Origin of the sequence: Rhizobium gallicum bv. gallicum R602sp (assembly GCF_000816845.1) — a bacterium.
GTDB lineage: Bacteria > Pseudomonadota > Alphaproteobacteria > Rhizobiales > Rhizobiaceae > Rhizobium > Rhizobium gallicum.
In genome coordinates, this window is record NZ_CP006880.1 from 1,454,535 (window position 1) to 1,476,063 (window position 21,529).

Annotated in this window: 19 protein-coding genes and 1 tRNA gene; 4 read left to right on the plus strand and 16 right to left on the minus strand. The window is 59.8% G+C overall.

The features are described from left to right. Nucleotides 1-11 precede the first annotated feature (11 nt). Together RGR602_RS29955 and RGR602_RS29960 are read left to right on the plus strand one after the other, a co-directional pair. Nucleotides 12-1,940 carry a glycoside hydrolase family 127 protein gene (locus RGR602_RS29955; protein ID WP_040115621.1) on the plus strand — a complete coding sequence of 643 codons (1,929 nt, stop codon included), beginning with the start codon at nt 12-14 and terminating at the stop codon, nt 1,938-1,940. Next, nucleotides 1,933-3,018: an ABC transporter ATP-binding protein gene (locus RGR602_RS29960; RefSeq protein WP_407692058.1), complete on the plus strand. Its 1,086-nt coding sequence runs from the start codon at nt 1,933-1,935 to the stop codon at nt 3,016-3,018. Before RGR602_RS29955 ends, RGR602_RS29960 begins: the two co-directional genes overlap by 8 nt. Nucleotides 3,019-3,048: 30 nt before the next feature. Here the strand turns inward: RGR602_RS29960 and RGR602_RS29965 are convergent, their stop codons facing one another. Genes RGR602_RS29965 through RGR602_RS29995 form a run of 7 tightly spaced genes read right to left on the minus strand, consistent with a single transcriptional unit; the run spans nt 3,049 to nt 10,633 of the window. Further along, nucleotides 3,049-3,660, minus strand: coding sequence for an alkylhydroperoxidase domain protein (locus RGR602_RS29965; RefSeq protein ID WP_040115622.1), 612 nt, complete (start codon nt 3,658-3,660; stop codon nt 3,049-3,051). A 12-nt stretch (nt 3,661-3,672) separates the two neighbouring features. Next, nucleotides 3,673-4,305, minus strand: a complete 633-nt coding sequence (locus RGR602_RS29970) for a CMD domain protein (protein WP_040115623.1) — start codon at nt 4,303-4,305, stop codon at nt 3,673-3,675. Between the two features lie 35 nt (nt 4,306-4,340). Then, a complete protein-coding gene (locus tag RGR602_RS29975) occupies nt 4,341-5,390 on the minus strand; it encodes a putative FMN-dependent luciferase-like monooxygenase (protein ID WP_040115624.1) in 1,050 nt (349 codons plus the stop codon). Beyond that, nucleotides 5,387-7,087, minus strand: coding sequence for a dipeptide ABC transporter ATP-binding protein (locus tag RGR602_RS29980; RefSeq protein WP_040115625.1), 1,701 nt, complete (start codon nt 7,085-7,087; stop codon nt 5,387-5,389). Before RGR602_RS29980 ends, RGR602_RS29975 begins: the two co-directional genes overlap by 4 nt. Continuing rightward, on the minus strand, nt 7,084-8,001 hold the full coding sequence (locus RGR602_RS29985; protein ID WP_040115626.1) for an ABC transporter permease: 918 nt from the start codon (nt 7,999-8,001) through the stop codon (nt 7,084-7,086). The genes RGR602_RS29980 and RGR602_RS29985 overlap by 4 nt, the downstream gene beginning before the upstream one ends. Continuing rightward, the gene (locus tag RGR602_RS29990) at nt 7,998-8,942 is read right to left on the minus strand and encodes an ABC transporter permease (protein WP_040115627.1); all 945 of its coding nucleotides are present in this window, start codon (nt 8,940-8,942) and stop codon (nt 7,998-8,000) included. Before RGR602_RS29990 ends, RGR602_RS29985 begins: the two co-directional genes overlap by 4 nt. Before the next feature lie 53 nt (nt 8,943-8,995). Beyond that, nucleotides 8,996-10,633 (minus strand): TIGR04028 family ABC transporter substrate-binding protein, encoded by a 1,638-nt coding sequence (locus RGR602_RS29995; RefSeq protein ID WP_040115628.1) that lies wholly within the window; start codon nt 10,631-10,633, stop codon nt 8,996-8,998. Between the two features lie 329 nt (nt 10,634-10,962). Between RGR602_RS29995 and RGR602_RS30000 the strand changes: the two genes are divergently transcribed. Further along, nucleotides 10,963-11,691 (plus strand): YoaK family protein, encoded by a 729-nt coding sequence (locus RGR602_RS30000; protein WP_040115629.1) that lies wholly within the window; start codon nt 10,963-10,965, stop codon nt 11,689-11,691. Nucleotides 11,692-11,706: 15 nt separating this feature from the next. On the opposite strand, the gene RGR602_RS30005 is transcribed toward RGR602_RS30000, so the two are convergent. Next, entirely contained in the window at nt 11,707-12,312 is a 606-nt protein-coding gene (locus RGR602_RS30005) for a class I SAM-dependent methyltransferase (protein ID WP_040115630.1), read from the minus strand. Between the two features lie 272 nt (nt 12,313-12,584). On the opposite strand from RGR602_RS30005, the gene RGR602_RS30010 reads away from it, so the two are divergent. After that, nucleotides 12,585-12,660: transfer RNA gene (locus RGR602_RS30010), tRNA-Val, on the plus strand. Between the two features lie 398 nt (nt 12,661-13,058). On the opposite strand, the gene RGR602_RS30015 is transcribed toward RGR602_RS30010, so the two are convergent. The 8 genes from RGR602_RS30015 to RGR602_RS30050 all read right to left on the minus strand — a co-directional run bounded on the left by RGR602_RS30015 (nt 13,059) and on the right by RGR602_RS30050 (nt 21,456). Then, on the minus strand, nt 13,059-13,547 hold the full coding sequence (locus RGR602_RS30015; protein WP_040115631.1) for an SRPBCC family protein: 489 nt from the start codon (nt 13,545-13,547) through the stop codon (nt 13,059-13,061). After that, a complete protein-coding gene (locus RGR602_RS30020; protein ID WP_040115632.1) occupies nt 13,531-13,887 on the minus strand; it encodes an ArsR/SmtB family transcription factor in 357 nt (118 codons plus the stop codon). The genes RGR602_RS30015 and RGR602_RS30020 overlap by 17 nt, the downstream gene beginning before the upstream one ends. A gap of 279 nt (nt 13,888-14,166) precedes the next feature. Further along, nucleotides 14,167-15,084: an RNA polymerase sigma factor gene (locus RGR602_RS30025; protein WP_040115633.1), complete on the minus strand. Its 918-nt coding sequence runs from the start codon at nt 15,082-15,084 to the stop codon at nt 14,167-14,169. Beyond that, complete coding sequence (locus tag RGR602_RS30030) at nt 15,081-15,824, minus strand: SDR family NAD(P)-dependent oxidoreductase (protein ID WP_040115634.1); 744 nt, start codon at nt 15,822-15,824, stop codon at nt 15,081-15,083. Before RGR602_RS30030 ends, RGR602_RS30025 begins: the two co-directional genes overlap by 4 nt. A 156-nt stretch (nt 15,825-15,980) precedes the next feature. Then, nucleotides 15,981-16,766 (minus strand): SDR family NAD(P)-dependent oxidoreductase, encoded by a 786-nt coding sequence (locus tag RGR602_RS30035; RefSeq protein WP_040116605.1) that lies wholly within the window; start codon nt 16,764-16,766, stop codon nt 15,981-15,983. Nucleotides 16,767-17,291: 525 nt separating this feature from the next. Continuing rightward, a complete protein-coding gene (locus tag RGR602_RS30040; protein ID WP_223844086.1) occupies nt 17,292-19,742 on the minus strand; it encodes an ImcF-related family protein in 2,451 nt (816 codons plus the stop codon). Between the two features lie 44 nt (nt 19,743-19,786). Next, nucleotides 19,787-20,653 (minus strand): M15 family metallopeptidase, encoded by an 867-nt coding sequence (locus RGR602_RS30045; RefSeq protein ID WP_052451812.1) that lies wholly within the window; start codon nt 20,651-20,653, stop codon nt 19,787-19,789. 35 nt (nt 20,654-20,688) lie between these two features. Next, nucleotides 20,689-21,456, minus strand: coding sequence for a PP2C family protein-serine/threonine phosphatase (locus RGR602_RS30050; protein WP_040116606.1), 768 nt, complete (start codon nt 21,454-21,456; stop codon nt 20,689-20,691). Between the last annotated feature and the right edge of the window lie 73 nt (nt 21,457-21,529).

Genomic DNA, 21,529 nt, shown 5'->3' on the forward strand with positions numbered 1-21,529 from the left:
CGGATGAAGCCATGAACAAGCCAAAACGAGACCGCCAGTTCCGCCCCTTGCCCGTTCCAAGCGTCGAACTTTACGGCATCTTCGGTGACCGTCAGGATGCCATCTGCGAGTCCACGGCCGAGACACTTCTCGACCGCTGCGTGGAGGCGGGCATGCTGCGCGCGATCGATACCAGCCAGCCAGGCCCCGGTGTCGTCATTCCAATTCAGCCCTGGGGCGGTACGACGCAGATGTTCTGGGACAGCGACCTTGGAAAGTCGATCGAGACGGTCGCCTATTCGCTTTACCGGCGCCCCAATCCCAAACTTGAGGCGCGCGTCGACGAAATCATCGACATGTACGGGAAGCTGCAGGACGCGGACGGCTACCTGAATGCCTGGTTCCAACGCGTTCAGCCCGGTCGCCGCTGGACCAATCTGCGCGATCACCACGAGCTTTATTGCGCCGGGCATCTGATCGAGGGCGCCGTTGCCTATTATCAGGCGACGGGCAAGCGAAAGCTGCTCGAGATCATGTGCCGGTATGCCGATTATATGATCAAGGTCTTCGGCCATGGCGAGGGCCAGATACCGGGCTATTGCGGCCATGAGGAGATCGAGCTCGCGCTCGTGAAACTCGCGCGGGTGACCGGCGAGAAGAAGTATCTGGATCTCGCCAAGTATTTCATTGACGAGCGTGGCACAGAGCCGCATTTCTTCACCGAAGAGGCGACCCGCGATGGGCGCGACCCGGCAAATTTCATTCAGAAGACCTACGAATACAATCAGGCGCATCAACCGGTGCGCGAGCAGAAGAAGGTGGTCGGCCATGCGGTGCGCGCGATGTATCTTTATTCCGGCATGGCCGATATCGCGACGGAATATAGCGACGACACGCTGACGACAGCGCTCGAAACACTCTGGGACGACCTTACCACCAAGCAGATGTATATTACAGGTGGCATTGGACCGGCCGCCGCAAATGAGGGCTTCACCGATTACTACGACCTGCCGAACGAAACCGCCTATGCGGAAACATGTGCTTCGGTCGGCCTTGTCTTCTGGGCAAGCCGCATGCTCGGCCGGGGCCCGAACCGCCGCTATGCCGACATCATGGAACAGGCGCTTTACAACGGCGCCATGGCCGGAATTTCGCTCGACGGCCGCACGTTCTTTTATGAAAACCCACTTGAAAGTGCCGGTAAGCATCATCGCTGGATCTGGCATCATTGCCCGTGCTGTCCGCCGAACATTGCCCGCCTGCTATCCTCCATCGGGTCGTATATGTATGCCGTTGCCGACGACGAGATCGCCGTACATCTCTACGGACAAAGCAAGGCGCATTTTGAAATCGGCGGCTCCAAGATCACGCTTTCGCAGGAGACGCGCTATCCTTGGGATGGCGCCATATGTTTCGACGTCGTAACGGAAAGGCCGGCGCGTTTCGCAGTGTCGCTTCGTATCCCCGAATGGGCAAACGGCGTCGCGATCAAGGTGAATGGCGAGGCGCTTGAACTTTCATCCGTGGCGCTCGACGGCTATGCCCGCATCGAGCGGGAATGGAAAAGCGGCGATCACGTCGATCTTAACATTCCTCTTGCGGCTCGCTCGCTCTTTGCCAATCCGCTCGTGCGCCAGGATGCCGGCCGCACCGCGTTGATGCGCGGCCCTCTGGTCTACTGCCTCGAGGCGACCGACAACGGCTCAGGCTTGAACGGAATCCGGCTCAATGGCGACGTTTCGAAAGCGACAACCTTCGAAGTCGCCGAGCTTCGTGGTGCCGTTGCTCTGGATTTGCCCGCAAGGCGCGATGAGGCCGATTGGGGCAGCGCCCTTTACAGGGCGTCACCGCCTCATGCACGGGAAACGACTGCGCGCTTCGTGCCCTATCCATTCTGGGACAATCGAGCGCCGGGTGAGATGCTTGTCTGGGTAAGAGCAGGTGAAGAACGCGGTGAGTAAACTGGCTGACACTGGCGTCGTGCTGGCGGGCGTCCGCAAGAGTTTCGCCAGCCTCGATGTCATTCATGGCATCGACCTTGAAATTGCCGAAGGCTCGTTTGTTGTCTTCGTGGGACCGTCCGGCTGCGGAAAGTCGACGCTGCTTCGCATGATTGCCGGATTGGAAGAGGTCACCGACGGCGAGATCGAGATCAAGGGACGCAACGTCACCGATCTCGATCCTTCCGAGCGCGGCATTGCCATGGTGTTTCAGTCCTATGCGCTTTACCCGCACATGAGCGTGCGCGAAAACCTCGCCTTCGGACTGAAGATGGCGAGAACGGCGGCAGCAGAAATCGAAGCACGTGTGAAGGCCGCGTCCGCGATCTTGAAGATCGACCACCTGCTCGACCGCAGGCCCGGACAACTCTCCGGGGGTCAGCGCCAGCGCGTAGCGATCGGCCGGGCAATCGTGCGTAAGCCGGACGTGTTCTTGTTCGACGAGCCGCTATCCAATCTCGATGCCGAATTGCGGGTCTCGATGCGCATCGAGATTGCTCGGCTGCATCGCGAACTCGGCAACACGATGATCTATGTGACACATGACCAGACCGAGGCGATGACGCTTGCGGACAAAATCGTCGTTCTGCGCGATGGGCGTATCGAACAAGCCGGAACGCCGCGTGACGTCTATGAGAACCCGGCCAATGTCTTCGTAGCGGGTTTCATAGGCTCACCGCGGATGAATTTACTGCAAGCGACATGGTCGGGCGGCGGCACACTCAGCATCGCCGGGACCGTGATCCCGGGGCCGATTGCATCTGGCAAACTTTCAGCCGGCGAACGGCTTACATTCGGCGTTCGCCCCGAGCACTTCATTGTCGCTGAAGCTGCGGCGCAGACGCTTAGAGCGCGCGTCGATTTTTTTGAGTACCTGGGCGGAACCCAGTACCTTTACTGCCAACTCGATGATGGCCAGACCGTCATCGCTGAACACAGGTCTTCACTCACAATCGGGGCCGGCGACATCGTCCATCTCGCAAGCGAGATGAGCAAGCGCCGCTTCTTCGATGCAGATGGAAGGCGGTTGGCGGATTAAGACCTTCTCTATACATGAAACCCGGCGCCATCAGGCTTCAGCCGCAGGTGTCGGCTCGCCGAGCGAGAGCATCAGTCGGTTGGCCCAGTTGAAGAAAGCGGCACCATGGATGACGTCGGAAATTTCCAGATCGTTCAGACCTTCGGACCGCAGCCGGGCAATCTCTCCCTCGTTGAAGGCGGATGGTGTCGCCGTCAAAGCGACCGAGGCCTCGACGATTGCATTCCACCTGCGGCTGCCGAGGTCGGTATCCGTTCCTTCGTCAAGCAGGCGCTGAACATCGCTGGTGCGCTTGGAATAATGAGAGGCAAAACGGGAATGGACCGAGGCGCAGAAAATGCAGCCGTTCACCCGCGACGCGGCCGTCGCAGACAGCTCCCTATCGGCGCGCGGCAGACCGGCCGCTGTATTGTGGAAGATGTCCTTGTCAGTCTTCGTGCGAGCCTCTAGAATCTCCGGATCGCGTACAAGCAGCATGAAGTAAGCCGACTTGGCGCGCGATGGATCAACCAGCCCGGCCCAATGCCGGCCTGTCAGGTCCTCTTCCACGAGCGGCGCCAGCCAGGGTGCCCAGCCAATCTCGGCCTGTGTGAAGGCGCTCGGGCGGCGCTCGAGCTTAGGATGGATTGCAATCTCGCTCATGTCATCGTCTCCTTATTCGGCTGCTGCCGAAGCAAGTGTTCCCGCGCCCGCCTTGGAAAGCGCCGCAAGCCCGGTGACCACGCGGATCTGGAATGCAAGGAAGGATACGATCTGCGAAAGCGTCACGATCGCCGTCGTGCTCCATCCGGCATCCAGCAATTTTTGCAATGCAGCCGGAGAGGCTTCCCGCGGCCGGAACACCAGCAGATGGCTATGTTCAAGCGCCGCCGACAGCTTACCTCCGAGAGCGACGCGTCCAAAATCGGATACCTCAAAGACCAGGCCCGACTTGTCTCCAACCGATAGGGGTGCCGCCGGATACTTGCCGTAGGGGCCATGCGTGCGCCCCTTCTCGACCTCTGCTCTGACGGCTGCGGCAAGAGAAGCGCCGCCCATCGTCTCGATGATGCCGGCCGAATAAAATTCGGCTGCCGCGCTTGCATCGTGCAATCCCGCAACGAAGGCCGCGACGGCAAGTCGCTCCATCCGCAAGATGCCTCCTTCCTGTATCGGCTCGAAAAGTGCCAGATAGCTCTTCTGCGCATTTAAGCGTGTTTCAGGCCGTTCCGCACGAATGCGATCGACGAAGGAGCCGGCGCCGATGCCGGCTAAAAGATCGATAACGTCAGGTGTCGAAGCGGTCATGGTCGTTACCCTTTCTTGGAAAGCCGAAAATCAGTTCAGGCGTTGGCTGCGAGCCGCCGCTCCTGATGAAGCGGAGCCTGGCCCGTCCAGCCAAGCGCGGGCGCCACGATGGTTGCCGTCAATTCCAGCGAACGCAGGATATGCTCGTGCGGTGGATCAACCGAATGCACCTGGAAGACGAGATCGGTCACTCGCGACAGCGCAGTATCGGCCTTCAGCGACGCAATCACGTCGTCCGGCGCTCCGACATGCACATCGAATGCCTTGATGAGGTCTTCTGTCGTCGTGCCGGTAATCTTATGACCGCTTGAGACAAAGCGCTCGACGCTGCGCTTCAGCCCGAGTTCGGCAAAATGCAGCGCCTCCTTGCGGTCATCGGCGACAAAGAGGCTGCGGGAACCGAGAATGCGCGGTGCGCGGCGGTTGGCCAGCGCTTCGAGATAGGTATCAATGATCGGATTTTGCAATTCCCAAAGCTCCGCAGACGGGGCTTCAAGCGGACGAGGTTGCGTCCGCGAAAGCATCAGACCATCACCATCACGGCCGGCACGCTCGCCGCCGTCGACGGAAAACGTCGCCTGCCAGACATGATCAAGCAAGTGCGGCGCATCTGGATAGAGGCGGTTTCCTCCTTCCAGCTCGTGGCCGGCCCAGGCGCGTCGCACCATCGCAAGGCTCTTAGCATAAACCTGGCCGCGATCGCCACTTTGCAAGCCGAACGGCAGGAAGGCTGCAGGCGTGCCGCCCGTGCCGAAACCGATTTCTAGGCGGCCATTCGAAAGGATATCGAGAATCGCCGTGTCCTCCGCAACACGAACCGCATTCTCCATCGGAAGCGTGATCACGCCTGTTCCGAGCCGGATGCGCGATGTTCTCGCCGCAAGTTCGGCAAGAAGGATAAGGGGTGAAGGAAGTCCCCCTTCTTCGCCATTGAAGTGGTGTTGGGCAATCCAGGCGCTGTCGAATCCGAACTTTTCCGCATGGATGATCTGCTCGACAACCAGCCGGTAGCGGGTTGCCGGATCGGCCTGGTCGAGTACCCGACTGAAGAAGCCGAGACGCTTCGGCTGGCCTGGATATCTCATGGATTTGTTCCTGCATTGGTCAACGACGACCGCCTCGGGATGGGCGGACACTTCTTGCCGGGAATGGCATCGATCAACTCACGCGTGTAGGCATGCTGCGGATCGCTGAAGACGCCCTCCACCGGCCCGCTGTCGACGAGCTTGCCTTCTTTCAGCACCGAGACCGTGTCGGCGATCTGGCGGACCACGGCGAGATCGTGGGAGACGAAAAGATAGGTGAGCCCGAGCTCGCGCTGCAGTTTGTCGAGCAATGCCAGGATTTGCGCCTGCACGGTAACGTCGAGCGCTGAGACAGCCTCGTCGAGAACGAGGATCTGCGGACCAAGGACCAGCGCACGGGCAATCGCCACGCGCTGACGCTGTCCACCGGAAAGCGCATGCGGCCTGCGCTGCAGCATATCGAGCGTCAGCCCCACCCTTTCGAGCGTGCTTGCGACCCTTTCAGCCCGTTCGGCGCGTGAGATCGGATCAAAGTTCAAAAGTGGCTCCTCGACAATCCGTGCAATGGTCTGGCGCGGATCGAGTGAGCCAAACGGATTCTGATAGACGAGCTGGATCTTCTTGCGAAAGAGCCTCAGCGTTTCACCGCCCAGACGAGCCAGGTCTAGACCATCGACGAAAACGTTCCCCGCCGTCGGCTTCTGGAAGGCCGCCACAGTACGGATTGTCGTAGTCTTGCCGGATCCCGATTCACCGACAAGCGCATGAGTCGTGCCGCGTCGGACCCGAAACGAGATATCGTCGACGGCGCGAAAGTGGCCTTTCTGTCCGCCGAGGCCGAAATCCTGGACTAGATTTTCGACAATGATGATGTCGTCCGGCTCAGTGGCCGGCGCTCCTGCAGCAGCCGGCAGGCGGCGTCGACTGGCATTGAGAGACGGCGCGTCGGCAAGAAGTTGACGCGTATATGCACTTTGCGGCGCCCTCAAGATTTCGCCGGTACGGCCTTGTTCCTGAATGCGGCCATGTTTCAGCACCACCAGCTTGTCGGCCCGGTCGGCGGCAACTCCAAGATCGTGCGTCACCAATAGGAGCGCCGTACCATATTCGCGGCGCAGCGCGTCGATGAGGTCGAGAATGTGCTTCTGGACCGTCATATCGAGCGCGCTCGTCGGCTCGTCGGCAATAATCAGCGAGGGTCTCAGTGCAATTGCAATCGCAATCAGCACGCGCTGCTTCATGCCGCCGGACAGCTCGTGCGGATACTGCTGGGCACGCAACGTCGGCTGATAGAGGCCGACGCGCCCAAGCAGTTCGATTGCCTGAGCATAGGCAACCGGTCCGGAGGACTGGTCGTGGATTGCGAAGATCTCCGCCACCTGTTTGCCGATCGTCTTGACCGGATTGAGCGCGTTGCCCGGATCCTGCGGTATCAAGCTCACGACGGAACCGCGAATGCCATCGAGCCGCTTCTGAGGCCAGTTGGCAATCTCCTGCCGGTTCAGCCGGACACTACCTTTCTCGAGGCGTCCGTTTTCCGGCAGAAGGCCGATGATTGCCTGCGCAGTCGAGCTCTTGCCCGAACCTGACTCGCCGACAAGCGCCACGACCTCGCCCGGATCAACGCGAAAATCGATCCCGCGCACCGCAGTACGCGTTCCATTTCGATCGCTGTAGGACACCGTCAGCCCCGACACTTCGAGGACCGCGGCGGGCTGGGTCGCGCCGTTCGACCGATTGACCGGTTGGATCGTCATCTCTGCACCTTTCCGATTGCCTGGCTGACCCGGTTAACCGAGAGAACGACGAGCACCACCGCGATGCCGGGTGCGGCCGTCAGCCACCATGCGGTTGCGATATAGTTGCGGCCCTCGGAAATGAGCAGGCCCCATTCCGGCGTCGGCGGTGGCGCGCCGTAGCCCAGAAAACCGAGGGTCGAAAGTTGCAGGATGGCCGACCCGACCTGCAGCGCTGCAAACGCAATGACAGAAGTCAGCGAATTCGGCAGAACGTGTCGCCACAGCACTTTCAGGAAGGTGGCGCCGCTGCCGAAGGCCGCCTCGACATATTCGCTGCGGCGCACCATCACGACCTCCGAACGAACGATTCGGGCAAAGCTTGCAATCGACGTCGCGCCGACGGCGATGGCAGCGTTTGTCGTGCCGAAGCCAAGTAGGATGATGATGCTGAGCGACAGCAATAGGCCCGGGATCGAGAGCAGCACGTCCATGAGACGCATGATGATCCCGTCGACCAAACCGCCTAGGGAACCCGCAAGAAGCCCGAGCGCCGTGCCGATGGCAATGCCGATGGCGACAGCCGCAAGCGCGCCGGAAAGCGTATGCACCGAACCGTGAACGAGCCGCGCGTAAAGATCGCGGCCGAGTGAATCCGTACCCAGCAGATGCGCTGTCCCAGGCGGTTTCAATTGCTGACCCGCCTGCCCCTGGATCGGGTCATGCGCGGTAAAGAGCCCTGGAATGAAAGCCCAGAAAAGGACAAGGGTCAGGGTCACAACAGCGAGCACAAAATCGGGCTGGACGCGGATGCCGTGCCTCTTTTCCTCAGCGGTGGGCAGCGTCTCATCGCCGACCGGTGCTTGCGCGATCCAGTCGACCGGATCCGGACTTTTGATATCGAGGTGCCGTTTAGCACTATCGAGCTGGGTCATCGCGCGGTCCCCAGTTTGGTTTTCAGTCGCGGATCGAGCACGGGATAGAGCAGATCGATCGCAAGGTTTATGGCGACGAAGGTGGCTGCAGATATGACGACGATCGCCTGCAAAACCGCGACATCCTGGGAGGTCACTGCCTGTTCGGCGAGGCCGCCGATTCCGTTGAGGCCAAAGACGGCTTCGGTCACGACGGCACCGGCCAGGAGTTCGCCGAAGAGCACACCAGCCACCGTCAGTACTGGCAGCGATGCGTTCCTTGCGACATGGCGCCACAACACCCAGTAATGCGATGCACCCTTGGCGCGCACAACAGCCACGAAGGGACGCGTAAGGACCTCATCGACGTTGCGAAGCAGGAGTTGCGCCATCGGTGCGGAAATCGGAACGGCAACGGTCAGGACGGGAAGGATCAGTCCCTCCCATGGCCCGGGATTGATCACCGGCACGAGTTTCAGCCGGAACGAGAATATCTGGATCAGCATGATGCCGAGCCAGAACGTGGGCACAGAGACGAACAGCGAAGGGATAGAATGAATGAATGAACGAAGCCGGCCGAGGCCCGGAATATTGCAAAAGATCGCAAGAATGACCGCCAGGATCAAAGCGGTGGCAAAGCCGAGCCCTGCAAGCTGGATGGTCGAGGGCAGGTTGACCGCAAGCTGCGCGCTGACGGCGACGCCGCGCTGCAGCGAATAGCCGAAATTGCCTGTCAGGAAGTTGCCGATTGTTTGGAGATATTGCGACGCCAGAGACCCGTCTGCTGCGTAGGCTGCACGAATATCGGCCAGCTGTTCCGGGCCGAGGCCGTATTCCGGGTTCTGAAATTTGATCAGCACCGCGTCGCCGGGCATCGCCTGCAGCAGCACGAAAGAAATCGTGAAGGCGGCCCATAGCACCAGAAGCGCCTGCCCTGTGCGTGAAAGAACATATCTTGCCATGGTAAACTCCGTCTCAGCGGAACTAGCGCGGCTCTTGCCGGGCTTTCGCCCGGTTAGTGTTCAGCAAGCCAGATGCTGTAGAAGCTCGGGCGGCCGACCGCCTCGAAGGCTACCCCTTGCACATAAGGTGCGCCGGCAAAGGCCTGCGGCTCTTCAAAAATCGGGATTGCATAGGCCTGATCGATCACGTAGTTCTGAACCTCGCCGGCAATCGTCAGGCGCTTCGCAGGATCGGGTTCTGACGAAAGCTGCTCAAGCAGGCCGTTCAGCCTGCCGTCCGCAAAGGACTTCACCTTGTCGCTCAACCCGCCCTTCTGGCGAAGAACGTCGCGATTCTTCGGATAGTACTGGCTCTTGATGACGTCGGGATCGGCGCGGCCCACCATCGCCGGCGAAACGGGCGTCTTGTCCGGATCGAGATCATCGACCGTCTTGCTGCCGGCATCGCCTGCAAGAACATTGAGCGTCACGCCGAGCTTCGCCCATTGCTGCGCGACAAGCTGTAGCGTTGCCTTGTTCTGGGGCTGCGGTGGCGATTCATAGGCTGTCAAGATAAGTGGCTGGCCGTCTTTCGCACGCACGCCATTGGCGCCGGCCTTCCAGCCGGCATCGTCGAGCAGCTTTGCGGCTTCGGCAGGATCGTAGGCAAGCTTCGAGGACAGATCGACATAGCCCTGCGCCGTCGAAGCGATGATCGATTTTGCCTGGGGATAGTTCACGGAAAAAAGCGTCGACACGATCTCCTGCGTGTTCGTGCCATGCAGCAGCGCCCGTCGGACGCGCAGATCGGCAACGAGCGGGTTGTCTGGGCGGAAGACGACGCTGTTGTTCACGCCGCGCGTGGGCGGCGCGTAGATCTTATAACCCTGGCTTTCGACCTGCTCTTCGTCATAGGCCTGCACTTGGCGGATGAAATCCGCCTGGCCGGACAGCAGCGCGCCGATCCGCACGCTGTCCTCCCCGGTGATGACAAATTTGATCCCGTCGAGGTAGGCGCGGCCCTGATGTTTAAACTTTGGAGGACCCCAGTTGTAGTCTTGGCGCGCCTTCAGCGAAAGCTCCTTGCCGAGCGTTTCGCTTTCGACGACAAAGGGGCCCGAGCCAATGATCTTCGTTGCATCCCCGAGCTGTTCGAACGGCAAAGCCAGCGTCGCCAGCGAAACTAGGCCGGAGCCGATAACCGACGTTCCCTGCAGAAATCCCGGCGATGGCCTTTTGAAGTAGAATTTTATGGTGAGCGGGTCGATAACTTCGGAATGGTCGTAATTGTTGATGACTTCCGAAACCGGCTGCTTCAACGCTTTGTTACCGAGACCGAACGTATCGTAGTTTTTCGCAACCGCGTTCGCATCGAGCGGCGATCCGTCCGAGAAAGTCACACCTGCGCGCAACCGGAAAGTATATTCCGTCGCATTCTCGTTCACCGTCCAGGATTGCGCGATCCAGGGCTCGATCTCGAGCGTCTTCGGATTCTGATAAGTCAATTTATCCGTAATCTGATTGAGCACGCCGCCATTCGGATAAAAACCGCCGGCCGGAGGATAAAGATTGGTGTGCGCCTGCTGCTCGAGATAGATCAGCGTGCCGCCGGTAACCGGCTTGGCCGCATCTTCCGCAATGCCCACGGAAGCAGAAATCGTCAACGACAATGCCCCGATCAATGCGGCTGCGCCCAAATTTTTGAAGCTCATGTCTATTTCCCTCGGATGAAACATAGCCGAAGGATACGGTTTTCATGTCTTAATCCATAGAATTGATGTTCTATTTTACGCCCGTAAGGTGAAATGAAGAACTCGCGCGACGATAAAACCGGCAACATCCGGCATGGAGAGGCAAATGCGCCCGTCGAAAAGTCGAGATGTCGACCCTGTTGACGTTCAGGTTTCGGGCGATAGAACTGGGTTGTGCAGATTCCTCTGCTCTCGGCGACCGCCAAAAAGCTCGACCGCATCGAGGATTAACGTCCCATTGACCTTTTTTTCTAAGCATTGACCCAATCCCGCCACGTTGAAGACAGACCATGCTGATCCGCCAGGGGCACGAACGCAACGAACAGATTGACAGGAAGCTCGCCTCTTGCCTTGCAGCGATCGCTGGCGCGCTCAACGCGGCCGCCTTTTACGCGGTCGGCTTCTTTTCTGCGAACATGACCGGAAACATCTCCACATTTTCCGACCACATTGCCGTCGGCGCGTGGATTTCCGCCCTGTTCTACCTTGCGATCATCGTCACATTCATAATGGGCGCCACCGTCTCGACGCTGCTCATCAATGCCGGCCGCAGACGCAACATACATGCCATCTACGCCTACAGCATCCTGACCGAGGCGATATTGCTTGCGGTACTCGGCTGTGCCGACCTTTGGCTGCTTGGAGAATGGCGGGCACCGGTTCTGGTGATCGGCCTTGCCTTTCTCATGGGCCTTCAAAACGCAGTCGTCACCCGCATTTCCAACGCTCGGGTAAGGACCACCCATATATCGGGAATGGCGACCGATGTCGGCATAGAGCTTGGGATGGCATTTGACATCCTGCGCGGACGGGAGCGAGCCAGCGAGGCGCAGTATGACCGCGCCAAGCTCCTTTTACATGTCCAAACCATCCTTGCGTTCCTCTTCGGCGGGATCGTGGGCGTCGTCGTCTATCGCGCCGCCGGCGGCTTGTTGCTTATCGCCACTGCCGCGCTCTTGCTGACGATTGCCATGGCCGGCATTTTCCGGGTGCGGCAGCAGCGGGCACACGCCCCGTGACTTACGGCTGGTACATCAGAGGCGCTGCAGGCAAAAGGAAAAATGCGCATCCGGATCCAGCGTCAGGTATTCGAAGCGCCATCCGCATTCCGCGCAGAACTTGTTGACGGCTTCCACGACGCCGTAGACGATCGGCTTTACGGTGTTACCGGTACAAAAATCGTGGCCGGCAATTCGTCCGCCGCGATTGACCTTGCTGTTTGACAGGACCAACTCCTTCCAGGTGAGTTCGAAGGAATGATCGGTGTCGATATAAACCCAGTCGAAAAAACCATCGTCAAACGTGCTGAGGGCTTCAAGCGACGTGCCCTGCCGGATCACCACCGTTCCCCCTTTTATCTCGCCGGCATATTTCTCGCTCACCGTCGCCATGCCGGCGGAGTAACGATCCATCCCCCATGGATCGATCAGGAAAAGTTTTTCGGGGCGGTTCCGCTTGAGTATTTCAGACGTGAACTCTCCTTCAGCGACGCCAATCTCGGCTGCAACTGCATGATTGGGCAGACGATAGAGGAGTTCATTGCGATCAGGCAGCAGTTTGGCGCCTTCGGTATGGACAAAATCAAGTCTTGTTCGAGGTGTGCTGCTCCTCAGACGCAGCCGCTCTTCGCGCGTTTTCACTCTGTGCTCCAGTGCGGAATGATTTGTTAGTCGCGACACAACACCAGAATGTGCCGCGACGCAGCCCATCTCTATACGCAAGCCCGGCATTACGAAAGCTTGCGAGACAAGGGACCTGCCCTTGGCGGTTCACAATAATCTGAGCGTGCCCGTGATGCACACGAGGTGATGATTGCCGGTTCAAAAATTTTGGCGAAAAAACCCGCCAATGGTCTTGCAGTTCTGCGCCGATATCGATAGAGAGCCTTCACGCTGGATGCTGCGGCATCGAGGGGCGATTAGCTCAGTTGGTAGAGCGCCTCGTTTACACCGAGGATGTCGGGAGTTCGAGTCTCTCATCGCCCACCATTCCCTTAAAATGCCTTTGTTTTTCTTTTCTGCTCGTTCCCGCACCGGGAATAAGGTGGGGTTTTGGCGGCCTCGATTTGTTCTGCGACAAGGCGTGAAGACTTACAGCTAGGCGCGCGCGATCGGCGCCCTTGGTATAAATCTCGGCATGTTGCGTCGTGGCCCAGCCATAACGAGCCATCAGTTCATGTGCTTTCGCGCCGGCGCTTGCTGCGATCGTGGCAGACAGCCTTCTTGGGCCGTGGGCATTATTTCCTCACAGAGTTTCCGCATTTGTTGGGCAATACCGAACATACGGGCGTCATCATATACGAGATTAGCGGCCTGAAGGGCCGGTCGAGCCACTTCCCAAGAGCAGACGTTCCCCCGAGGCGAGTTTCCCGACCCGCGCCACTCGCCTATAGCAATTCGTCGAGCTGCTCCAGCTGCTCCGGCAATGCGGCCGCCGAGCCATGTAGTGCTTCCTCAAGCGCCTCCTTGGACGGATAGACTTCGTGGAAATTCAGCCGCGTCTTCCCGCCCTGGTCCTCGAAGGTCACGGTCGTGACCGCGCCTTCTTCGCCCTCGTCGTTGGTCCAGACGATGCGCTCGTTCGGCACCACCTCGAGATACTTGCCGTAGAAGGCCATGGTGTCCGAACCGCCGGCGCCGAATTCCAGCCGATATTTGCCGCCGGTACGGACGTCCATATCGCACGATACGAGCGAAACGCCGGATGCCGATTTTGGCACCCACCAGCGCTGGAACAGCTCGGGCTGGCTCCACGCCCTGTAAACCGTGCTCGGCGGCGCATTGAATGTCCGCGTTACGACGAGCTCGCGATCCCCTCTACGCTCGACTGACGTGCTGTTCTGCGCACCAGCTGCACTGTTAACTTGCTGATTCATCGCTTCCCTCCTGTTTCATTTCGCTGATAATTTCGTCCAGTGCTTCGAAGCGGGCCTCGAAGAGCTTGCGATGTGCCTCGATCCACTCGGCCTCCGCCTTGAGGCCGCGTTTCCCAAGCTTGCAGGTTCTCACCCGTCCGACCTTCTGCGTGACGACGAGCCCCGCTCGCTCGAGAACCTGGATGTGCTTCTTCATGCCGGTCAGCGTCATCTGGAACGTATCCGCGAGACTGGTGATCAACGCGTCCCCTCGCCCAAGCTGATCGATGATCCCGCGGCGGGTCGCATCGCACAGCGCCGCAAACGAGAGATCGAGGGAAGAGCTTACATAATGAACCATATAGTTCAGAGTCTAACCTGACAGGAACGGAAATTCGAACTCGGGCATGGTCGTCCAGCAAAAAAACCGGCCGTCCGGTTAAGTTCGAAATCACGGCAGATGGAAGGGCAAGCTTGCTTGCATGACTTGATCGTCGTGGTGGAACAATCGACGACTCCGCCTTTCCCAGTCAAATCGACCATGCCGATCGGCAGTTGTTGCCTCGGACCGAAAGCGGCCATCGCATTGGTTTGACGCGACGACATCTGTGCGCCAACACGAGCCATGAGACCGCCAGGCCTAATATTCGCGTTGCGATGCGGCCCGCGTCACAGCCGCGCCCTCCATGACGTAGGTCGCATATCGATGGTCGCGGATCAGTGTTATCTTTTGGTCCCTCCATTCAAGCAGCATGAAGTAAGCAGGAGCAGCGGACGGCGCAGCCGAGACCAGCACTATTTCCCTGCCCTCCAGACAAGCCGGCTCGATCCAAACCCGCGGATAATCCGCATAATAGGAAAAGAATCGGCCAACGTTCGCCGCACCGGAGACCTGCGGCCGTCGTGCCTGACGAAGCCGAACATCCTCGGCAAGCAGCCTGCGCAGAGCCGTCCAATCCCTCGCGTTGAAGAGCGCTGCGAAATTCAGAACCTCGGCACTTGGGGACAGCGGAACTTCGGACTCTGACTCGGAGATGGATCGCAATCCTGCCCGACCACGTGAGAGATGGGCTTTGACAGCATCGGTACTCAGGCCCAATAGCGCGGAGATGTCTGCGATGGACTCTCCCAGCACATCCTTGAGGATCACCGCGCTACGCTGCGGCACCGGCAATTTAGCAAAGTGAGCCAAGGCGATCCGCACCGTTTCCTGCCGACTCAGTGCATCCTCTGGATCAACAGCACTGACATCAGCTAAATCAAAGGCCGTCTCCAGCGGCTCCGACCGGCGGGTACTTCGCTGGCGCAGCGCATCAATGGCGCGATTGTGAACAATGCGAAACAGCCAGGGTCGCAGCGGCGTGCCCGACGAGATCGAGCCGACCATCGCGAACGCACTGACTAACGCGTCCTGTATTACGTCCTCACCGTCGATCACCGAGCCGACCAATCGGGCGGCATAGCGATGCAGTTCCGGGCGAACTGCATCCGCCTCCTTGGCCAGCACCGCGTACAGTGTGTTCTTCGCTTCTGCTTCGAGCGCAACTTCATCCATCATTCGATGACCGTCACGCCGGTGTCTCCACGCACGGCGTAGATCATAGCCTCTTCTAGCGCCGTCTTGCCGATCAGTTCGGCTACCGTATCGCCAAAGCCACGCGGTGTCATGTCCGGCCAGGTAGCGGCCTGTTCGGCGTATGTCCGGCCCGCCGCCGCAGCATAGCCGGAGATTCCGGCGTTGCCCACGCCCGTTCCTGTGAACATCTGCCGGGGAACGATGACCCGGAAACGCAGGCCCAGGCCGAGCTGGGTCGACAAGCCCTCAGCATATTTTGCAATGAACCACTGCGCCCGTTTTGCTCCTGCATAACCTCCCGATAGCGGCGAGCCCTGCACCGCGGCTCCGCTGGAAACGAGAACGACCAGCCCGCCCGACGCCATCGGCAACGTCAAAGCAGCCTGGACCCAATGCAGGGCGGCCTTCACGTCGACGTTCCAGTTGGTCGTGAACGCCTCCCAGCTAACGCGGTCGATACGTTCCATGGGCGGTTCCGCACCAGCATTCATGATGACGACATCAGGTCGTGTCTCTGACATGATCCTGTTCGCGGCGTCGATACTGGTCGCGTCAGCAGACACAGTCGTGACGGCTAGTTGCTCGCCCAGCGCTTGCAAAGTCGTCGCGTCGCGAGCCACGACGGTCACTTTAGCTGCGCGCGCTACAAACGCCTCGGCCATTCCGAAGCCCAACCCGCGGCTACCACCGACGACAACTATTCGTTTTCCATCCAAATCCATGTTCTTTTCCTCATTGGATCCAAACCGCGCAAAGGCAGTCGCGACAAGGACGTTCGAATGAGCTGAAAAGAGTCATCATTTTCGCGCTCGGGCGTGGGAAGCTATCGTACTGACTGTCCACACTGTGTCTACGAGTCCCGATACGCGAGCAGCAATTCAGTCGATCTGTGCGCCTCCTGTCGCATTGGCCATCGTGGCTGTCATGCCGGCCGCCAAGTCGCTGGCCAGGAGTACCGCCGCGTCAGCTATTTGCGCGAGCGGCGTCACACGCCGCAACGGGGTATCCTTGGCGAACTCTTTATGGATTTCATCGAAAGTCATACCACGCTCACGCGCAGCCATCGACCAAACGTCGCGAACGCCGGGAGAGTCTGGGGAGCCCGGCGAACGAACCCACGTGACCCTCACTCCTAAGGGCCCGTTCTCTACTGCTAACTGTCGCAAAAAATGCTCGACGGCAGCACAGGCAATTCCAAACCCGCCCACGTTCGGGAAAGCTTGGCGTCCAGCGTTCGCACTGATACCGACGATGGAACCGCCACCGTTGCGCGCCATATGATCCGCAACTGCAGTTCCGGTGTAGAACCACGTTGTGAGACCGGTTTGAACGGGCCGAAGGACTTTCTCCAATGAAATCGTCCCGAGTGGCTCACCTTGTGTGTCGCCCCAATCGATCGCGTTGAACATTATCTTGACCGGACCCGCCTTATCGGAGATCAGCGCGAGTTGCGCCTCAACAGCTTGCTTGTCCGTTGCATCCACAGGCTTCACCTCCGCCATTCCACCCCGCGTCCGAATATCGTCCGCAACCGCATCCAACCGATCCTTATGACGGGCCGCCAGAAAGACGCGAGCGCCTTCTCGGGCAAATGCCTTTGCCACGGCTGCTCCAACAGCCCCACTGGCACCATAAACAATTGCATTTCGATCTTTCAGCAACATGCACCTCTCCTTTTTGCCACTGTTTACATAAGCTGGCACTAGAAGACGATCGCGAGTTCCCCCTTCCGACATTACCAAGAGAAATATTGCGAGCATGCTGACGGTTTTCGGTTAGGCGTTTGCGCGATCCCAGATCACTGAAGGCGAGATCGAACGTCCATTTGGTCAAGGCGTGGCCTTGAGCAGAAAGTTGGCCTGAATTTGCGCAGAGTCCTCGAGCAGTTCATTTCGACCGCGGTGCCGCCGGTGGCGGACTCGCTTCTGCGACGGTCAAACTCGTAAAATGATCATGAGGGTTCCCATCCTAATGGCCGCTTAGGGCCGATAGTGTTGAAAAACTCTCCGACACCCTTTTCCTCGACGTAAGCTTTAAAATGAAATTGCTCGTGAGTGCCGATTTGGCGCGCCGAATGACACGACATTCCATTAATCGCCAGATATCTGAAACCTCATGTCAAGCGAAGCGAAGGAATTGACCCCGCCCCAACCGCGCGGGTATTATGTGCAAAAATTCGAATATTGCATTCAGAGCGTGAATGGACAGGTCAAGCCGCGCATCAGTGAGCGTACCGACACCGGGTTGGCAGCTCCTGCGAAGGACATCTGAAGATAGGCGCGCGCGCTCTTGGCACGGACATCGATCAGGAACCGTCGGCCGGCCTCGCGGGGCCGCAAGCGCGACCCATCCAAAAACCGCAACAGGCCCCATGGACCGCGTGCGCTCTTCTTCTCGAGCCCAGGACCAGTATTGAAGGATATCTCAAAGCCTTGCGCGGGCGAGGCTCCCGGCCAGTTCAATGTGACCGACTCCCCGGAAGTGATGACCGGGGCATGAGCGCCGCCGATCGAGACAGTCGCGGCTCCTCGTTGGGCAAGAGCCTCCAGCACAATCGGGATGTCGGGCGAGGCTCCCTTTTGAAAAAGGGCCTCGCCAACGGCAACCGCCTTTTGGAGAAAGGCCGCGCTTCCGGGTGAATAGCCTGAAAGTCGCGCTTCCGGCTTCCATCGCCACGGTGTCGTCGACGTGTCCATCAAATGTGCCAGTTGCGCCCGGAAATACCTTTCTATGGTGCCGTTCGGCGCGAAGATCCGCGCGACTTCGGCCATGTCCGCATCAGGTCCATCAAAGAATGGATAATGGCCGCTTACGGCGGCCTGGCAGGCGGCCGCAACCTGAGAACCCCAAGGTGATTGTGATGACTGTGCAGGCTGCGGTGCCGAGGTCGCCTGCTTTGGGACATGATCCGCAGCAACCTCCGGCACTTTTGGGGTAGCCGTCTGAGAGATCACGTCCTCGACGATCTGCACAACCAGCAGCGGGGCTTGCTGCAAGGCAACGATCGAGTTGGCGCGCTCCTGTGCGTCCATGAGGGATTTCTTGCCGATCTCCGCATCCGCATCGAGGACGGAGAGAGCCACGTTCAGCGAGACAAAGAGCTGCGAAATTTCCGACATCCGGCCCTGCTCCACGAACTGGATGGCCGGACCCAATGCCGTTGCGACTCGAAGCTGGTTGGCGTGGCTTCGGCTCCGGTCGGTCCCGCCGGACTGACGCCATGCCTCGCGGATAAGCGCCGAGAGCGGCGAGTTGCGTGCGCTCAGCCCACCGCTGATCACGACAGAAGTGGGTTGGTCTGTGAACGGCCTCACGCGAAGCTCACCCAGATACTGCGTCCACACCTCAAGCGTACGCTTTTGGAGGAGATCCATCACCGCTTCCGTGGTCGTCGTGCCGCCCGAGGGGAGCAGCGTTGCGGCTTCGGACGTTGCCCGGCGGATAGCATCGGCGGCGCCCGACCTCGCATAGTTCCATCCAGCCTCCGTATAGAGACCCGGGACTCCGCGCTCGATCGGCAGGCCCGACCGGTGGATTAAGATCGTGTCGAGACCAGGGGCCGCCTGACTGAGAGACCAGGGAGGAACAGCTGCCGTCTTTTCGGCACGTGCCAGTTCGAGCAAGGCCCGCTCACTGGCCAAGCCTTCAGCAGCGAATTGCCGCGCCTGGGCGATCGTTTCGGGATCGGGAGATGGAAGCCCCGGCTGCGGCTTGGGCATGGCAGCAACATGTTCAGCCAGCAAAGCAAGTTCGGGGAAGCTCTCGGCGCGATCGGCGACCCAGCCCCCCAGAAACCTGGGCTGCCAGTCCGATGTCCCTTTCAGTGTCGACAAAGCGCGGAGGGAATCGTAGAGCGCATTCGCCTCCCCTTCCGTGGCAAGCGCAATAGCCAGTGCCTCGGCGAGCGGCTCGGCAACCAAGGCTTCGGCCGCCTCGCCATAGCGACGGCGCGCTGCTGCAGCGGGATCGACCATTTCTATATGGTGAATGAGGCCAAGCGGTGAGCGGGCGGCATCCTGCTCAATGAGCCGGACCGCCGCCACGAAGGCATCGAGTTGAGCCGCCCGCGCGGCTGGCGTGGCGGCCTTGCCAGCTTCCACAACGCTGCGGACGTCGGGCAATTGTGCCAGCAGCCGCTCGCGAAACTGCCATTCGGCCCACCCGGCCCAGGCCACCAGCACCGCGAAGAACAGAGCCACCGGAAGAAAGACCAGGCCGCGATCTGCTCGCGTTCTGTGCTGCTCCTCCTTCGACTGTGCAGCTTGAACGGCTTCACTGCAGTGCCCGAGAAAGCGCGCCAGATCACGCCGCGCGAGCCCCCCTTTCGCCGCCTGGGCCGCCCTTTCGGCGAGACCATCGGCGCCAATCATGTGGCTGATCGGAAGAGCGGCCGCGAGCGCACGCTCCCACCGTCTGATTGGCAGCGCCGGATTGCTACGCACACGGACATCGAGCAACACCACGAGCGCGTCGCGCGCATCGAGAATCCAATCCGGCGGAACGTTCCTGCGGCGTCCTTCTTTCTCGAACTCGGCCACGAGCATGCGAGCGGTCGCGGCCAACTCCTGCGGATCAGGCCGCTTCTCGCTTTCGGCTCGCTTCGCGAGGCCAAGCAGAGGCTCGGCCAGTGCTGGAAGCACGTCCGCTCCCACTCCATCCCGACCCGGAGTCTGGAAATAGTCTCTCACAGTTGGCCCTCCGCGGCCCATTTACGAAGCAGCGCCTCACCCACTTCAAAATGCATGGAATCTTCGCGGGTATAGCCAGCACCCCAATACCAACCGGCATCGTTGAAGAACTCTGCGAGCACGACAAGTCCGAACTGCGTGCTGCTATCTCCCATCCTGTCGAGGTCCTTCTTGAGTGTCAGATCGACGGCCGCGCCCCAGGCATGCGACGACACCGACCTGTTCGAGCCTCGCACATAACGCGCGCACAGCGCACCAGCAGTGCCGATCGCGGCATAGATATCCGGCTCCTCCTTTCGGAGGCGCTCCATGATATGCCCCAGCGAATCGAGGGCGGGCTTGATCATCGTTAGGCGGAAATGTCCTATTTCTCGGGTTACTAGGTTTCTCAGCAATTTCGGGTTGTTGACCGGCTGGCAGCTTGTGGAATAGGTAGTTCGCGGCTCGCCAAGGATTTGGCGGAGCACTGCCGGGGTCGGGCGTATGACGCCCTCGTTGAAGCGCTTCTTCGCCAGCTGCATGGGCTCCGTCATATTTTCGGTCTCCTCGGGCGGCGCCATACCGCCGAACTGGTCGATCGAAAATGACTGCTGGCTCAGAGGTTCCCCGGGCGACGGGGTGATGTCGGTGCCTGGCGGGACGGGCTCGGGGCGCGCCTGCGCTCGTTCTTTCACTTTTCCCTCAAGTTCCGTCACCTTTCTTTCGACCGAGTTCAGTTCAGCTCGCAGCGACTGGATCTCTCTGTCCTGCTGAGCGAGCTGTTGAGTTAACCGATCGATCCTTCCTGCATTCGGATCACGGTCCGTGTCCCGAAGCAGGTCGCCAACAAACGCGAAAACGGCCGCCGCAAGAATGACGCTCATTCCAATGACGACAGCCGCAATCGGATTTAATGGCCTCAAGGCGCTGCATCTCCGTCAATCCGAACGACTACCACAGAGACATTGTCTGGAGCGCCCTGATCGAGAGCGGCCGCTACCAGTCGCCGGCAGGCGGCGTCTGGGCTCGGCGCGCTCAAGTGATTGATGATCTCGCGCTCGGCAAGACAATCGGTCAATCCGTCGGAGCAAAGAAGAAGAAAGTCGCCCGGCTCTAGCGCGACTTCGACGCAATCCACGTCCAGACGGTCGGCGGCGCCGATTGCCCGAGTAACAACGTGGGATTGCGGGTGCTGCCGGACACCGGCGGGGCTAAGGTGCCCATCATCGAGAAGTTCCTGCACTACCGAATGGTCGCGCGTGAGTTGCAGCAACTCACCTCCTCGCAAACGATAGGCTCGGCTATCTCCCACCCAAGCGATTGTCGTCGCTCCGCCGTCGACGAGTGCCGCGACCACTGTAGCGCCCATCTGTGGCACATTGGCCGAAGCCGCCCAACGACGGACGGCGGAATTGGCTGACTGCAGCGCAGCAACGAGGTGAGCGCCGGAAACGGGAGTGTGCGGGATCAGGGCGAGCTGTTCGATGACCAGGTCAGCTGCGACGTCGCCGTGGCCGTAGCCGCCCATCCCGTCAGCTACTGCCCAAAGGACACCCGAGGGATCGGTGAGAATCGCGTCTTCGTTGTTTGTTCGCACATGCCCGGTATGACTTAGTCCCGCTCCTTGCGGCCTGCCCGGCCGGTTGGGCACGCGCGTTGAAGCATTGTCCCGAGAATCCGGGGTCATGATCGGATGAACCCCATTAGATCGATCCGTCGCGAGAGCGGCTAGCGGATCGGTTGCAGCTAAAGTCATCCTA